The organism is Streptomyces sp. NPDC049887 (assembly GCF_040656535.1).
Taxonomy (GTDB): domain Bacteria; phylum Actinomycetota; class Actinomycetes; order Streptomycetales; family Streptomycetaceae; genus Streptomyces.
In genome coordinates, this window is record NZ_JBFAMM010000002.1 from 137039 (window position 1) to 150962 (window position 13924).

Sequence of the window (13924 nt, forward strand, 5' to 3'; positions counted from 1 at the left end):
TCGCCCCCGTACGCCGGGGATCCGCGTCCCGGCCGGTAACCGGCGCGCCCGCGTGGCGTCACCTCGCCGTCCGGGTCCGGACGAGGGCCGTCACACTCCTCGCCCGGACACTTTCGAGCGTACGGCGGACGAGCGCCCACGGCGGGTGCGGCCGGGTTCCGGGCCTGCGCAGTGGGCGTCAGTGTCCCAGTGCGCGGCGCAGTTCGTCCTTGTTCATCGAGGAGCGGCCCTCGATGTTCTTCTTCCTGGCCTCTGCGTAGAGCTGGTCCCTGGTCGGTCCCTGCGCTCCCCGGTGGGACCGCTCGCCACCGCGCCGGGAGGCGGACTTCCGGTCCTCGGTCGAGGTCCTGCTCGCGGTCCTGGACTCGCCCGCGCGGGCCCGTTCCTTGTTGACCGTGCGGGCGGCGATCTCCTTGGCGCGCGAGGGCGGGGCACCCCGCTTCTCGGCACCCTCCCTGATGTGTTCGTACTGGCGCTCCCGCTTGGCGCTGGATCCAGCAGGCATGACGTGCTCCCATTCGGCGACGGTCACTCGCAGAGCCGGACGTGGGCCCTCTCCGGGACGGGTTCCCCCTGTGCGAGTTTCAACCCTCGCGACGCCGTGTGCCACCGGTGGCACACCGGCCCGGCGGCAGCCGGCCCGACGGACGCCGGGGAACGGGTGGGCCGGGGTCAGACCCCGGCGGTGGCGCCGTGGCCGGATCCGTTCCGCGGCGGGGAGGCGGCCGCGGGGACGTGGAGGCACATCGCCCCGTCACTCTCCGAGCGGCGACGCGAGTGGGCGCCGGGACATCGCCCGCCGGCCCGGAAACCCGCGCGCACTATGGTGTGGGCTGACGGCCCGCCAGGCGGCTCCCCGCGTGGGGCCCACGACCGGGGCGCGGCGGGGACGGGTGCCGGGAGGGCATGGATGCCGGAACTGTTCGCGCTGAGCGCCGCGCTGCTGTTCGGGCTCGTGCACTTCTTCAGCGGTCTGCTGGCCAGGCGGGCGGACAGTTACGCGGTCGCGGCGTTCGGGCAGGTCGGCGGCATCGTCCTGATGCTCGCCGTGGCGGTCGTGACGCCGTTGGCGGGTGCGGACGCGCCGGTCCTGACGGCCTCGCACGTCACGTCGGGCGCGCTTGGGTGGGGGGCGCTGTCCGGGGTGGGCACCGGGATCGGTGTCGCGTACCTGTACCGGGGGCTGGCGTCCGGCCGGATGAGCGTGGTGGCGCCGCTCAGCAGTGTCGGCGGAGTGACGCTGCCCGTACTCGTCGGCGTCGTCGTCCTCGGCGACCGGCCGAGTCCGCTCGCCTGGCTGGGCGTCGCCGCGGCGGTTCCCGCGCTGTGGCTGGTCTCCCGCAGCGACCGCCCCGAGGAGGGGGGAACCGCGGCCGGCGCACGGTTCGGACTGCTGGCGGGGGTCGGCTTCGCGGTGCAGTTCCTCGCCATCTCCCGAATCGACCCGGCCGCGGGCCTCTGGCCGATCGTGGCCGCCCGCACCACGGCCACGGTCACGATCGCCCTCATGGCCCGGGCGGCCCGGGCGACCCTCCGCCTGCCCCGCGGGCTGGTCCTTCCGGCACTGGCGGTCGGCTCGATGGGCGCGGTGGCCCTGGTGCTCTACCAGGCCGCCACCCTCCACCAGCTGCTGGCCCTGGCGACGGTCCTGGCCTCGCTGTACCCCGCGGTCCCGGTCGTCCTGGCCGTCGTCCTCCTCCACGAGCGCCCCACCGCCGTGCAGATCGCGGGGCTGCTGTGCACGGGCGCGGCGGTAGTCCTGATCGCCCTGGGCTGAGTGGGGGTCCGCCTCACCGGACGCGGCGGTGTGGACGGGAGCCGGTCAGCGGGACTGAGTGTGGTTCGACCGCGGCACGGACCGGACGGGGCGGAAGGCGGCGGGGGCCGGACGGGGCGGAAGGTGGCGGTGCGCTCGACGGGGAACCGTACGTCCGGACCGTCACGGACCGTCCTCGGTCACCGGGTGCTGGCCGGCGACCTCCTTCCAGAAGGCGTCCACCCGGGCGTTGAACTTCTCGGGCGACTCCTGGAAGGGCTGGTGCGCCTCGCCGAACAGCATCTCGAAGTCCGCCCCGGGGATGGCGTCGGCGACGACCCGCCCGAACCGCGGGGGCGCGGCGAGGTCGCACTCCCCCGACAGCACGAGCGTCGGCGCGGTGATCCCCGGCAGGCGGTCGAGGGTCTCGTGCGCCGAGAAGGCCTCGAGCTGGCGCTGGAACGCCCCGGCGGACTGCGGATGGGGAAAGGCCAGCGTCTCGTCGATGATCCGGTCCACCATGCCGCTCGCGTGGGCGCGCGGGGTGTAGACCCACAGCAGGAACGCCTCCAGCATGGCGCGTTCGCCCGGCGCCTCGGCGGCGAGCCAGTGCCAGAACCGGGTCATCGACCGGAAGTAGGCGTCCGGCCGCGCCCAGGTGGACACGAGCACCAGGCTGCGCACCCGGTCCGGGTGACGCAGTGCCAGTTCCTGGGCGATCAGGCTGCCGCCCGAGAAGCCCGCGACATGCGCGCGCTCCACGCCGAGGGACGACAGCAGCGCCGCGGCGTCCTCGGCCATCAGCGGAACCGACAGCGGCCCGTCGGGGAGCGGTGTCCGACCGGCTCCGCGGTTGTCGAAGGCGGTGACCCGGTAGCGGTCGGAGAGTCCGTCGAGCTGAGCCTGCCATGCCTCGGCGGGATCACTCAGGCCCGCGACCAGCAGGACGTCGGGACCCTCGCCCCGTCGCTCCACCCAGAACCGGGCCCCGTTGGCCTCGACGTGCTCGCCCATGAGCACCACCTCCCCCTCCATGGTCGGCGCGGCCGGTGCCCGGTGCCAGGGCACCGGCCGCGCCCCGGAGTGCGGCCGGCACCCGTCCGGGTGCGTGCGGATGCGTCCCGACCGGTCCGGATGGACCCTGGGATCATGGGCACGAACCCGCCTGTGATCGTTCATCCGATCGAGTCGAGCGGTGGCAGACCGGTGACGATCCGAGGAGAACCGGTCGGCACCGCGCACGACCTGTTCGACGTGCTGGAGTTCCTCCGCCGCGCGAACCTGCCGGAGGCCGATACGGCGGTCGACGACCCGGAGCTGATCGAGTGGAGGGGCGGCGGCCCGCAGTCGTGGGCCGAGTCACCACCGTGACGGGGCCGGGCGCCCGGCCCGCGGCGCCGACCGACCGGGTTCGTGAGCTCTCCTTCGCACCGGGGCGGCGGGCACTCCGCGGGGCCACGGTGGCGACGTCGGGGACGGACCGCGGTCCGGCTGCGGCGCGGGGCGAGGCGGCGGCAACCGAACCGGCGTCCGGCGCCCCGGCAGTCAGGAGCGAAGGGTGAGTTCGGCGCGTCCGAAGAGCAGCGCGTACCCGGGAGGCAGCGCCGCGAGAACGCGGTCCAGCAGCCGGGGGCCGGCGAGACCGGCCACGACGTGGAGGACGGAGCCCGCGTCCCAGCGCGCGGTGGCGGGGGTGCCACCAGTTCGGGCCGCGAGGTCCTTGACGAACTCCCAGGCGCTGAGCGGTTCGGCGCAGGGAGGCCCGGAGGTGAACGCGAGAGCCGCCTCGACGGGGAGCCTGGCGGTGAGTTCGGCGCGCTCGTTCCCGACGAGTTGCCGGCCGAGTGCGGCCAGAACGGCCCGTACGGCTTGCTCGGCTCGTTCACGGGTCGGGAAGGCGCCCTCGTAGCGGACCCTTTCCAACAGGTGATGGAACGTCATACCCGGTGCGGTCGGAACCGTTTCAGGCGGGGGAACCATCGGCGGAGTGCATGCCTTTCTCATGGGTCGGGCCCCGCTCGTCGACTCACGGGAGCGGGGGGGTCAGGGGAAGTCGCGGCTTCGGTCGGTGGCCCACGGATGTGGAGGACGAGGAGCGCGGAGACCTCTCCCCGTCCTCCACGACCCGCGCGGGGGGCCGGGCTCAGCCGGTGATCTGCTTGCGGCCCGGGCGGTCGCCGATGGTGATCTTGCGGGGCTTCGCCCGCTCGGCGATGGGGATGCGCAGGGTCAGCACGCCCGCTTCGTAGTCGGCGCTGATGTGCTCGGTGTCGAGCGTGTCGGCCAGCACGAGCTGGCGGGAGAAGACACCGAGGGGACGCTCCGAGAGTTCCATCTGCACGTCGTCCGCCTTCGCCGGCGGTCGCCGCTCGGCCTTGACCGTCAGCATGTTCCGCTCGACGTCGATGTCGATCGCGTCGGGCGAGACGCCGGGGAGGTCGAGGGCGATCACGTACTCGTCGCCCTGCCGATAGGCGTCCATCGGCACCGCGGAGGGCCGGGACCAGGTGCCCGTCGTGCCCAGGAGCTGCTGCGTCAGCCGGTCGAACTCCCGGAAGGGGTCAGTGCGCATCAACATCGTGAAACACCTCCAGTTGGGTCAGGCAGTACCTGCCAATGCGCTGGAACCTGCCTCCGTTGTAACATGTCATCGGAACGATGACAACCACGGATGTCACCGAAAGGATGACACTCTGGGAGAAGGGAACCCCATGAGCGCAGTCGAGCAGCCAGGGAACGAGGGAGTGCCGCTCTCGTCCTTCCACGCCGCGACCGCGGCCCTGGACGCCATCCGGGAGGCGGTTCGCACCGCCCGGGGGGAGCCGTACGAGTACGCGCCCGACACACCCCCGGCCGGCGCCGAGGAGGCGCTGGCCGCCCTGCTCCTGCTGCGTCAGCTGCGCGACGAACTCGCAGAATGGGAGCCGGGGCTGATCGAGACGGCTCGCGATGCGGGAGCCAGCTGGGCCGACCTCGCCCATCCGCTCGGCGTCGCGAGTCGCCAGGCCGCCGAGCGCCGGTACCTGCGCGTGCGCCCCGGGGCGCCCGGCTCGACCGGCGAGCAGCGCGTCCAGGCCACCCGCGACCACCGGGCGGCGGACCGCACCGTCAACGCATGGGCCCGTGGCAACGCGGGCGATCTGCGCCGCCTCGCCGGCCAGATCACCGCTCTCACCGACCTCCCGGCCGACGCGTCCGCCCCGGTGGCGCGCCTCGCCGGCGCTCTCGCCGCCGACGACGCCGCCGCGCTCATCGCGCCCCTGGCCGGTACGCACGCGCACCTGCGGGCCGACCACCCCGGCCTGGCGGCCCGCGTCGAAACGATCACGCGTCACACGGAACGCCTGCGCGAGGACACGGGCGAGCAGCGCCGGGGCGGCTGACGCCGGCCGGCACCGGACGGGCCGCCGGACCGGGCCCGGCGCCGGGTCACCCGCCCCGCCGCCGTCCGCCGGGCGGGACGAAGACCGGGCGGGCCCACGCGGGCGGGTCCGGAGGCGGGCCCGGATCCTCCGGGACCTCGGCGAGGCCGGGGACGACCTGTGTCGGCGTATGAACGGCCCTGACCGCGGCCGGCGCGGCAGCCGAGGCCGCCGCGGCGTCACGGAGCGCCGCGACGAACTCCAGGCAGGAGTCGTAGCGGTCGTCGGGCACCTTGGCCAGGGCCTTCGCCAGAACCTCGTCCGCGCCCGGGGGGATGTCCGGCCGGTGCTCGGTGAGCGGCGGGGGCTGGTCGTACTGGTGCGCCCACAGCAGCGCGATGTCCTCGTCCCGCTGGAAGGGCGGCCCGCCGGCCAGGGTCTCGTAGACGACGCAGGCGAGGCTGTAGAGATCGCACCTGCCGTCGACCGGCCGCCCGGAGATCTGCTCCGGTGCCACGTAGTCGAGCGTGCCGACGAACTCGCCCACGGTGGTGAACCCCGTGAGGGAGAGCGACTTCTTCGTCAGCCCGAAGTCCGTGAGGTAGACGTGCTCGGGGTGGTCGATGTCGGTGCCCTTGGCGACCAGGACGTTGCCCGGCTTGACGTCCCGGTGCACCAGATCGTGCTCGTGGGCCGCGTCGAGCGCCGAGGCCACCTGGGTGGCGATCCGGACGGCGGTCGCCACAGGCAGCGGGCCGTCGCGGTCCAGCAGCGCCCGCAGGTCCAGCCCGGCGACGAAGCGCATGGCGATGTACAGGACGCCGTCGGTCTCGCCGGCCTCGAAGATCGGCACGATGTGCGGGTGATCGATGGCCGCGGCGACTCGTGACTCATGGGTGAAACGGCGACGGAAGGTGTCGTTGCGGGCGAGCTCCGGCGCGAGCAGTTTGAGCGCCACGGTGCGGTCCAGCCGCAGGTCCTTGGCACAGTAGACGACCGCCATACCGCCCCGCCCGACCTCCCGCTCCACCCGGTAGCCGGCGATCTGGGCACCGATCAGGCCGGACGGACGGCCGGAGTACAGGCTCATGTCGTCCGACGCCGGCTTCATGGGGAGCCACCGCCGTACGGCCTGTGACGCGGGGGCTTCCGGTCGGTCAGCCAGAGCTCCATGGCTGAATTCTATCGATCGGCCCCCCGCCTCGCCCGGGCCCGTCGCTGCGGCCGCATCGGCCGGAAACCCTCGCTCGGGGGGCTCCGGAGGGGGCCGCGTCGGGTCGCCCGCGATCAGCGACACGGGCAACCGCCGCTCGCCCGAGCCCGGTTGACGCCCGAGGGGGCCTCGGCCCGTTCCGCTCCGCGCGACCGCCCTCCCCGCCCCCGCCCCGCCGGCAGCGCCCGTGACCCGTCCCACGGGTGACCCCCTCCGGGACGGGTTCCCGGTGCGGAACCCGTACGGTGACGGCCCGGGGCACCGCAGGGCCGGCGGCCCGCACGTGGCGGACCGCCGGCCTGGTGCCGTACCCGGTGCGGCGCCCGGGACCATCGCCCCTTCCGGCGTCTCCGCCGGGCGTCGGGGCTAGAAGACGCTCACCCCGTACGCGCTCAGCGCCTCGGTGACCGGCTGGAAGAACGTGGTGCCGCCGGAGGAGCAGTTGCCGCTGCCGCCGGACGTCAGGCCGAGGGCCGTGGTGCCCGAGAACAGCGGGCCGCCGCTGTCGCCCGGCTCGGCGCAGACGTTGGTCTGGATCAGGCCGTAGACGATGTCGCCGCCACCGTAGTTCACGGTGGCGTTGAGCCCGGTGACGGTGCCGCCGTGCAGGCCGGTGGTGCTGCCGCTGCGCTGGACGGACTGGCCGACGTACGCGTTGCCGGCGCCCGTGATGTCGCGGTAGGAGCCGTTGTACAGGTACACCCGCCCGTCCGCCGCCGCGGAGTTGGAGTGGCGGATGATGCCGTAGTCGTTGCCGGGGAAGCTCGAACCGGTCCGGGTCCCGAGCAGGGTGGTCTGGGCGGAGTTGGTGTACCAGGTGCTGCCTATCTCGGTGCAGTGACCGGCCGTGAGGGCGGAGTAGGTGCTGCCGCTGCGGACGTTGAAGCCGAGGGAGCAGCGGCCGCCGCCGGCGTAGATGGCCTGGCCGCCGGCGATCAGCTTGTTGAACGTGCCGGGAGTGCGCTTGATCTCCAGGGCCGAGGCGTGGCTGCCGGCGGCCTTCCTGATCTCGGCCAGCTCGGCGGCGGAGACGGTGGAGTCGGCGGTGACGACGAGCTTTCCGGACCTGGCGTCCGTGTACCAGGCCGTGCCGGGGACGTCGGCGTCGAGCACGGCCTCGCCGACCTGGGCGAGGGCGGCGGCCGTGGCCCGCGGGGCGGGCGTGGAGTCGGCTGCCGCGCTCGGGGTCGCAAGCGCGACTGCCGCCAGCAGGGCGGAGGCAACGGCGGTGAGCCGCGCGCCTCTTGCGAAGCGGCCGTGGGGGGTGAAGCGCTTGATGTTCACTGCATCCTCCAGTGGGGGTTGCCAACGGCCCGTTGGGTGGACGGGCCCCGGCACTGCGCAGAGGTGGCGGACCGGGATCTCCGCCATGCCCCTGTCAATGCCGTGGCTACGGATCCTGGCTTCCGGTTGCACCCCGGACAAGATCGCCTTTCGGTCGCTCTACGCGCGTCCAACGCGTCGGTCACCAACGGAGCCGTTTGCCGGACTTGACCTCGGCGAGGTTCCGTTCGACGAAACGGCCGGTTCTCGCGGACCATCCGGGAAGGAGCGGAATCACCGATTCATTTGCTCTCCGGCAACAGGGCGGGAGCGGGGTGACGCCGCACGGCCGGCCCGGACACCGACCGCGAGCGGGACACCCGGCGCCATAGAGGCAGTTCAGGGTTCAACAGGGTGCACGGCCGAAGGCGCTCGCGGGCACCGGGGACCACACCCGGAGCAGCCTCGCCACGGACCGGCCGCCGTGGCTTCCGCAACGCCCGCCACGGCGCAGCGGCCGGCCGCCGGCCGCACATGATCGGATCATGGCTTGATTCCAGCCGTGCGCGAGTGACCCGGCCACGAGCCCGACACACCTGCCCGGCGTCCCTTCCGCCCGGCTCGCCCCTGTTCGCCCGTCGTCGGCCGCTGGCCGGATTCCATCGCCGCGGCGGCTCCACGGCACATTGCGGCGCCCGGCCGTCATCCACCGGCACCCGGCGGGCCGGTACCGGATGATCGGGACACCACGGTCCGCGAACCGCTGCGCGCCACGCACAGGAGGAGACGTTGCCCGCACCGTTCAGGTTGCCCTTCCCCCCGGAACTGCCCGCGCTGACCACCGGGTTGTCCCACCAGAGCTACGTCCACTGGCCGTACCCGCCCGACGCGGTGCGCCCGCTGCTGCCGCCCGGACTGCGGCCGGACGTGTCCGACGGCTGCGCGTGGGTCAGCCTCGTCGCCCTGGTGATGCGATCGGTGCACCCCCTGGGCCTGGTGCCGCTGCCCGGAGGAACGTTCGCGCAGACCAATCTGCGGACGTACGTCAGAACGCGGGACGGACGCAGCGGGGTCTGGTTCCTCTCCCTCGACGCCGGCCACCCCCTCATGCCGGTGGCGCGGGCGTTCGGGATCCCGTACCACCGGGCGGACCTGGCCGTGCGGCGCAGTCCCGACGGGCGCACCCTCACCTACACCGGCCGGCGCCGGGCCGGACGCGGACGGAACCGCCCGGCCGTGCCCCCCGGCTACCTGCTGACGGTCCGTGCGGGGGCACCGACCCGCACCCCCTCGGACCTGGATCGCTGGCTCACCGGCCGTTGGTCGTCCTACTCACACTGGGCCGGCGTGCTCTGGGAGACACGCATCGAGCACCCGCCGTGGCGGCTGCGCGGTGCGGAGGTCCTGGAGCTGAGCGAGACGCTGACCGCGCACACCGGACTCCCCGCCCCCGGGGCCCCCGCGTTGGCGCACATGGCTGAACCGATGGACCGCGTACTCCTGGGTGCGGCCCGGCCGGTCGGCCGTGCCTGAAGCGGGGCACGGGCGGGCCCCGGACCGCGGCGGGACCTCAGACGACTGCGGCGGTCAGCAGCACCAGATGCGCCGCGTCGGCGGCGGCAATGCCCATGGTGGCGAGGAAGGGGAGGCGGGCGTCGGCGTCGCGGACGGGCCGCAGCAGGGCCAGCGCGCAGAGCAGCACGGTCACCGTGAGGACCGCCCAGCCCTGCCGGGTGACCGGCCCGTCGGGCCCGATCAGCAGGACCAGCGACGAGGCGAGCACCAGCAGGGCCGCGACACACACCGACCGCCGCCGGCCGAGGCGCTGCGGCAGTCCGTGGACGCCTGTGCGCAGGTCGTGGTCGATGTCCGGCAGGACGTTGGCGAAGTGCGCGCCCGTGCCGAGCAGTCCGGCGGCCGCCATCAGCCACAGGGGCGGCCAGGGCCCACCGGGCAGCGCGAGCGTGACGAACGCCGGGAGCAGCGCGAACGACAGCGCGTAGGGCAGCCACGACAGTGCGGTGCGCTTGAGGTGGAGGTTGTACGACCAGGCCGCCGCCACCGCCACCACATGGACGCACCCCGCCACCGGCCCGCACGCCGCCGACAGGACGACGCACACGGCCAGGGCCGCGATCGCCGCTCCGGCCACGACGCCCGGCAGGGCCTCCCCCGTGACCAGCGGCTTGTCCCGTCGGCCGGACGCACGGTCCCGGCCCATGTCGGCCCGGTCGTTGCACCACCCGATCGACAGCTGACCGGCGGCGACCGCGCCCACGGTGAGCGCCCCACCGGCCGGACCGCGCCCTCCCGCGGCGGCGGCGAGTGCGGCCGTGAGACCGGTGACGACCGCCGCCGGCAGCAGGTGACACGCCTTCAGCAGACCGGCGGCCGACGGGCGGGCGGAGTCGAACGGCGCCGCGTGGGCCCCGTCGGAGAAGGTGGTGGCACTGATCTTCACATGCCCACGCTAAGGGCTGCCCCGTCGTCACGGGTGGATCAGCGCGCGGCGTCGGATGCGGTGCGTCACCAGGCGGAGGTTCGCCCTCGTAAGGGGCGTGTTCGGACGATCCGGCAACGCGGCGAGGTGCCGCAGCCGTCGTCGTGCGCCCGCTGGGACCACCGGCCCGAGTCACGACGCGCCCGGTTCGAGCGCTTCATGACGTTGTGTCAGCGGACTTCTATGTTGGGACGATGACCCGTGTCCTGGCCGTGAGCGCCGTGTTCCCGCCCCATCGCCACCAGCAGGCGGAGATCGCGGAGGAGCTGGCCCGCCGGCTGCCGCCCGCAGTCGATCCCGGACTGCTGCGGCGCGTCCACGCGTCCGTCGGGGTCGATGCGCGGCATCTCGCGCTGCCGCTGGACCGCTACGGCCGCCTCGACGGCTTCGGCCAGTGCAACGACATCTATCTGGAGCTGGCGCGGGACCTCGGGACGCGGGCCGTGCGAGCCGCCCTCGAGGAGGCCGCAGTGGCCCCCGAGGAGGTCGACGTGATCGTGTCGACCTCCGTCACGGGCATCGCGACACCGTCGCTGGACGCCCGCCTGGCCGCAGAGGCGGGGCTGCGCCCCGACGTACGGCGCGTGCCCCTCTTCGGGCTCGGCTGCGCCGGGGGCGCGGCGGGCACGGCGCGCCTCCACGACCTGCTCGCCGGCCGGCCCGGGGACGTGGGACTGCTGCTGTCCGTGGAACTCTGCTCGCTCACCCTGCAGTCCGCGGACACGTCGATGGCCAATCTGGTCTCGGGGGCGCTCTTCGGCGACGGGGCCGCCGCGCTGGTGGCGGTCGGCGCCGAGCACCCTCGGCACCCGGGCCGCACCGGTGGAGTCACCGCCGGGCACACGTTCGCGGGCCGCCCGGGCCCGGTGGTCGTCGACTGCCGCAGCCGTCTCCACCCGGGCACGGAACAGCTCCTCGGCTGGCACGTCGGCGAGTGGGGCCTGCGGCCCGTACTCGGCAGCGAACTGCCGGACGTGGTCAGGCTCCATGTGGGCGAGGAGATCGGGTCCTTCCTCGCCGAGCACGACCTCAAGCCGCGGGACGTGGCGGCCTGGGTCTGCCACCCGGGCGGGCCGAAGGTCCTCGACGTGCTCGCGGACGTGCTCGGGCTGCCGGAGGACGCGCTGTCGCCGAGCCGCCGTTCGCTCGCCCGGGCCGGGAACCTCTCCTCCGCCTCCGTGCTGCACATCCTGCGGGACGCCCTCGCCGACGGCCCGCCCGAACCGGGCGCACCCGGGCTGATGCTGGCCTTCGGCCCCGGATTCTCCTCCGAACTCGTCCTGCTGCGCTGGTGATGCCCGATGAGCGCCCACACCCCCACCGTGTTCCTCGCCCTCGTCCTGCTGGTCGCCGTGGAACGGCTCGCCGAACTCGTCGTAGCCCGCCGCAACACGGTCTGGAGCCGGACGCACGGTGGCGTCGAGCACGGCCGCGGCCACTATCCCCTCATGGTCGTCCTGCACACCGCGCTGCTGGCCGGCTGCGCCGTCGAGCCCTGGGCGGCGGACCGTCCCTTCGTGCCCCCGCTCGGCTGGGCCATGCTGGCGCTGACCGCGGCGGCCCAGGCGCTGCGCTGGTGGTGCATCGTCACACTGGGACCGCGGTGGAACACTCGCGTCGTCGTCGTACCCGGGCTGCCCCTCGTCGCCTCCGGACCGTACCGGTGGCTCCGTCATCCCAACTACGCCGCCGTCGTGCTGGAGGGGTTCGCCCTGCCCCTGGTGCACACGGCGTGGGTGACGGCCCTGGCGTTCACCGTGCTCAACCTGGCGCTGCTCGGGGTCCGCATCCGCTGCGAGGAGTCGGCCCTGACCGGGATGCCGGGGACCGCCGGCCGGACCGCGAACGCGCTCCGGTGATCGACCTGCTGGTCGCCGGCGGCGGCCCGGCGGGGCTGGCCACCGCCATCCACGGGGCGCTGGCCGGGTTCGAGGTGGTCGTCGCGGAGCCGCGGCCCACACCGGTCGACAAGGCGTGCGGTGAGGGGCTGATGCCGGGTGCCGTGCGGGCGCTCGCGGGACTCGGGGTCGCCGTCGAAGGGGCACGGTTCACCGGCATCCGGTACACCGACGGACTCGGCGCCCGTGCGGCGGAGGCACGCTTCCGGACCGGCCACGGTCTCGGAGTGCGCCGCACGGACCTGCAGCCTGCGCTCGCGGCGCGCGCCGCGGAGCTGGGTGTGCGGTTCGTGGCACGCCGACTGGGCGACGTGCGCCAGGACGGCCGGCAGGTGACGGCGGACGGGATGACGGCGCGCTACCTCGTCGCCGCGGACGGGCTGCACTCCCCGGTCCGCCGCGGACTCGGACTGGGCGCGCGACCCGTTCCCCACCGGGCGGCGCGCTACGGGCTGCGCCGTCACTACGCCGTCGCCCCGTGGAGCGACCTGGTCGAGGTCCACTGGGCGGAACGCTCCGAGGCGTATGTGACCCCCCTGTCCGCCCGGCTCGTCGGTGTCGCGGTGCTCACCGCCGACCGCGCCCCGTTCGACGTCCAGCTGGCACGATTCCCGACCCTGGGCGAGCGCCTGCGCTCCGCCGTGGCGACCCCGGTGCGCGGTGCCGGGCCGCTGCGCCAGGACGTGCGCACGCGGGTGGCCGGCCGGGTGCTGCTCGTGGGGGACGCCGCGGGATACGTCGACGCGCTCACCGGCGAGGGGCTGACGCTCGCGCTGACCGCGGCCGGTGAACTGGTCCGCTGTGTACGGTCGGGCCGGCCCGGGGAGTACGAGCGTGCATGGCGGCGGCTGTCCCGCCAGTACCGGCTGCTGACCGGGTGTCTGCTGCGGGCCCGTGAGAATCCGTATCTCGCCCCTCGGGTCGTGCCGCTCGCGGCCCGGCTGCCGCGCGTGTTCCGGGCCGGGGTCAACCTCCTGGCCTGACGCCGCCGGGGGCGTCCGGCGCTCCCGGCATCCGGCCCGAGGACCCGGCGACCCGGCGACCCGGGATCGTCTCGCAGCGGTCGCTCACCCGGTGTGCGCGGTGTGCACCACCGCCACCGGGCAGGACGCGGTGTGGAGGACCTCGGAGCTCACCGAGCCCAGCAGCAGCCTGCGCAGTCCGGAACGGCCGTGGGAGCCGACGACCAGGAGGACCGCCCCACGTGAGGACTCCGCGAGGAGGGTCGCCGCACGGAGCCGTTCCGCGTGCAGCCGCACAGGCACTCCGGGATAACGGTCACGGCGCTTGTCCGCCTCCTCCTGCAGGGCCGCCCGGACCGCCTCGTCGAGGACGTCGAAGTCGGGTGCGGCCATCCCGGGCCCGGTCGGGGTCTCGCCGAGGTGGAAGCTTCCGTGCACGAGTTCGAGACTCGCCCCGCGCAGCGCGGCCTCGGCGTAGGCGGCGTCCAGGGCGTGCGAGGAGATGCCGGAGGTGTCGGCGACGTCCACCCCGGCCACGAGGCGCCTCTCCGGGTCCGGTGGTGTGTCACCGGGTCGGACGACGATGACGGGTCCTGCGGCGTGGGTGGCGACCTGCCAGCTCACCGAGCCGAGCGGAAGACGGGCGAAGCCGCCGCTGCCCCGGTGGCCGACGACCGTCCAGGACGCCCGCGCGGACCGCTCCACCAGTACGGCGGAGGCACGGCCGGTGACCGCCTCCGCCGTCACCGTCACGCCGGGGAACTCGGCGCGGACCAGCCTCTCCAGGGGCGCCACGACCTCGGCGCCCGGGACCGGCCCGCCGTGGTGCTCGGCGACGTGCAGCAGGTGGAGCGGCACCTCGTGCAGGTCGGCCTGTTCGGCGGCGCAGCGCGCCACGTACTCCTGACCGCCCTCGTCGACGCCGGCCAGTACCGGCCCTCCCGACGACCCGGTGTCGTCCACCATGAGT

Annotated in this window: 15 protein-coding genes; 7 read left to right on the plus strand and 8 right to left on the minus strand. The window is 74.3% G+C overall.

The features are described 5' to 3' along the window. Nucleotides 1-178: 178 nt before the first annotated feature. Nucleotides 179-505 carry a plasmid stabilization protein gene (locus tag AB0J10_RS02715; protein WP_363057053.1) on the minus strand — a complete coding sequence of 109 codons (327 nt, stop codon included), beginning with the start codon at nt 503-505 and terminating at the stop codon, nt 179-181. Nucleotides 506-910: 405 nt separating this feature from the next. On the opposite strand from AB0J10_RS02715, the gene AB0J10_RS02720 reads away from it, so the two are divergent. Further along, on the plus strand, nt 911-1777 hold the full coding sequence (locus AB0J10_RS02720) for an EamA family transporter (protein WP_363057054.1): 867 nt from the start codon (nt 911-913) through the stop codon (nt 1775-1777). Between the two features lie 162 nt (nt 1778-1939). Here AB0J10_RS02720 and AB0J10_RS02725 read toward each other — a convergent pair whose 3' ends face one another. After that, nucleotides 1940-2770 (minus strand): alpha/beta fold hydrolase, encoded by an 831-nt coding sequence (locus AB0J10_RS02725; protein ID WP_363057056.1) that lies wholly within the window; start codon nt 2768-2770, stop codon nt 1940-1942. A 135-nt stretch (nt 2771-2905) separates the two neighbouring features. Here AB0J10_RS02725 and AB0J10_RS02730 point away from each other — a divergent pair, with 135 nt between their 5' ends. Beyond that, nucleotides 2906-3127 (plus strand): hypothetical protein, encoded by a 222-nt coding sequence (locus tag AB0J10_RS02730; RefSeq protein ID WP_363057058.1) that lies wholly within the window; start codon nt 2906-2908, stop codon nt 3125-3127. A gap of 174 nt (nt 3128-3301) precedes the next feature. On the opposite strand, the gene AB0J10_RS02735 is transcribed toward AB0J10_RS02730, so the two are convergent. Both AB0J10_RS02735 and AB0J10_RS02740 read right to left on the minus strand, forming a co-directional pair. Further along, the gene (locus tag AB0J10_RS02735; protein WP_363057060.1) at nt 3302-3697 is read right to left on the minus strand and encodes a DUF2267 domain-containing protein; all 396 of its coding nucleotides are present in this window, start codon (nt 3695-3697) and stop codon (nt 3302-3304) included. Between the two features lie 202 nt (nt 3698-3899). Next, nucleotides 3900-4334, minus strand: a complete 435-nt coding sequence (locus AB0J10_RS02740) for an Hsp20/alpha crystallin family protein (RefSeq protein ID WP_363057062.1) — start codon at nt 4332-4334, stop codon at nt 3900-3902. Between the two features lie 133 nt (nt 4335-4467). Between AB0J10_RS02740 and AB0J10_RS02745 the strand changes: the two genes are divergently transcribed. After that, the gene (locus AB0J10_RS02745; RefSeq protein ID WP_363057064.1) at nt 4468-5139 is read left to right on the plus strand and encodes a type III effector protein; all 672 of its coding nucleotides are present in this window, start codon (nt 4468-4470) and stop codon (nt 5137-5139) included. 46 nt (nt 5140-5185) lie between these two features. On the opposite strand, the gene AB0J10_RS02750 is transcribed toward AB0J10_RS02745, so the two are convergent. Both AB0J10_RS02750 and AB0J10_RS02755 read right to left on the minus strand, forming a co-directional pair. After that, nucleotides 5186-6229, minus strand: coding sequence for a serine/threonine-protein kinase (locus AB0J10_RS02750; RefSeq protein WP_363057066.1), 1044 nt, complete (start codon nt 6227-6229; stop codon nt 5186-5188). 468 nt (nt 6230-6697) lie between these two features. Then, on the minus strand, nt 6698-7615 hold the full coding sequence (locus tag AB0J10_RS02755; RefSeq protein ID WP_363057068.1) for a S1 family peptidase: 918 nt from the start codon (nt 7613-7615) through the stop codon (nt 6698-6700). Between the two features lie 768 nt (nt 7616-8383). On the opposite strand from AB0J10_RS02755, the gene AB0J10_RS02760 reads away from it, so the two are divergent. Next, nucleotides 8384-9127, plus strand: a complete 744-nt coding sequence (locus AB0J10_RS02760; protein ID WP_363057070.1) for a DUF2071 domain-containing protein — start codon at nt 8384-8386, stop codon at nt 9125-9127. A gap of 37 nt (nt 9128-9164) precedes the next feature. On the opposite strand, the gene AB0J10_RS02765 is transcribed toward AB0J10_RS02760, so the two are convergent. After that, nucleotides 9165-10055: a UbiA family prenyltransferase gene (locus AB0J10_RS02765; protein WP_363057072.1), complete on the minus strand. Its 891-nt coding sequence runs from the start codon at nt 10053-10055 to the stop codon at nt 9165-9167. 233 nt (nt 10056-10288) lie between these two features. Here AB0J10_RS02765 and AB0J10_RS02770 point away from each other — a divergent pair, with 233 nt between their 5' ends. Genes AB0J10_RS02770 through AB0J10_RS02780 form a run of 3 tightly spaced genes read left to right on the plus strand, consistent with a single transcriptional unit; the run spans nt 10289 to nt 12975 of the window. Beyond that, nucleotides 10289-11389, plus strand: a complete 1101-nt coding sequence (locus tag AB0J10_RS02770; RefSeq protein WP_363057074.1) for a 3-oxoacyl-[acyl-carrier-protein] synthase III C-terminal domain-containing protein — start codon at nt 10289-10291, stop codon at nt 11387-11389. A gap of 6 nt (nt 11390-11395) precedes the next feature. Beyond that, on the plus strand, nt 11396-11953 hold the full coding sequence (locus tag AB0J10_RS02775; protein ID WP_363057076.1) for an isoprenylcysteine carboxylmethyltransferase family protein: 558 nt from the start codon (nt 11396-11398) through the stop codon (nt 11951-11953). Next, nucleotides 11950-12975, plus strand: a complete 1026-nt coding sequence (locus AB0J10_RS02780) for an NAD(P)/FAD-dependent oxidoreductase (protein WP_363057078.1) — start codon at nt 11950-11952, stop codon at nt 12973-12975. The genes AB0J10_RS02775 and AB0J10_RS02780 overlap by 4 nt, the downstream gene beginning before the upstream one ends. An 84-nt stretch (nt 12976-13059) precedes the next feature. Here AB0J10_RS02780 and AB0J10_RS02785 read toward each other — a convergent pair whose 3' ends face one another. Then, complete coding sequence (locus AB0J10_RS02785; protein ID WP_363057080.1) at nt 13060-13920, minus strand: universal stress protein; 861 nt, start codon at nt 13918-13920, stop codon at nt 13060-13062. Nucleotides 13921-13924 lie beyond the last annotated feature (4 nt).

Excerpts from the sequence above, each read along its gene's own strand:
- AB0J10_RS02715 (WP_363057053.1), bottom strand. The coding sequence starts at position 505 with ATGCCTGCTGGATCCAGCGCCAAGCGGGAGCGCCAGTACGAACACATC.
- AB0J10_RS02720 (WP_363057054.1), top strand. The coding sequence starts at position 911 with ATGCCGGAACTGTTCGCGCTGAGCGCCGCGCTGCTGTTCGGGCTCGTG.
- AB0J10_RS02725 (WP_363057056.1), bottom strand. The coding sequence starts at position 2,770 with ATGGGCGAGCACGTCGAGGCCAACGGGGCCCGGTTCTGGGTGGAGCGA.
- AB0J10_RS02730 (WP_363057058.1), top strand. The coding sequence starts at position 2,906 with ATGGGCACGAACCCGCCTGTGATCGTTCATCCGATCGAGTCGAGCGGT.
- AB0J10_RS02735 (WP_363057060.1), bottom strand. The coding sequence starts at position 3,697 with ATGACGTTCCATCACCTGTTGGAAAGGGTCCGCTACGAGGGCGCCTTC.
- AB0J10_RS02740 (WP_363057062.1), bottom strand. The coding sequence starts at position 4,334 with ATGTTGATGCGCACTGACCCCTTCCGGGAGTTCGACCGGCTGACGCAG.
- AB0J10_RS02745 (WP_363057064.1), top strand. The coding sequence starts at position 4,468 with ATGAGCGCAGTCGAGCAGCCAGGGAACGAGGGAGTGCCGCTCTCGTCC.
- AB0J10_RS02750 (WP_363057066.1), bottom strand. The coding sequence starts at position 6,229 with ATGAAGCCGGCGTCGGACGACATGAGCCTGTACTCCGGCCGTCCGTCC.
- AB0J10_RS02770 (WP_363057074.1), top strand. The coding sequence starts at position 10,289 with ATGACCCGTGTCCTGGCCGTGAGCGCCGTGTTCCCGCCCCATCGCCAC.
- AB0J10_RS02775 (WP_363057076.1), top strand. The coding sequence starts at position 11,396 with ATGAGCGCCCACACCCCCACCGTGTTCCTCGCCCTCGTCCTGCTGGTC.
- AB0J10_RS02785 (WP_363057080.1), bottom strand. The coding sequence starts at position 13,920 with ATGGTGGACGACACCGGGTCGTCGGGAGGGCCGGTACTGGCCGGCGTC.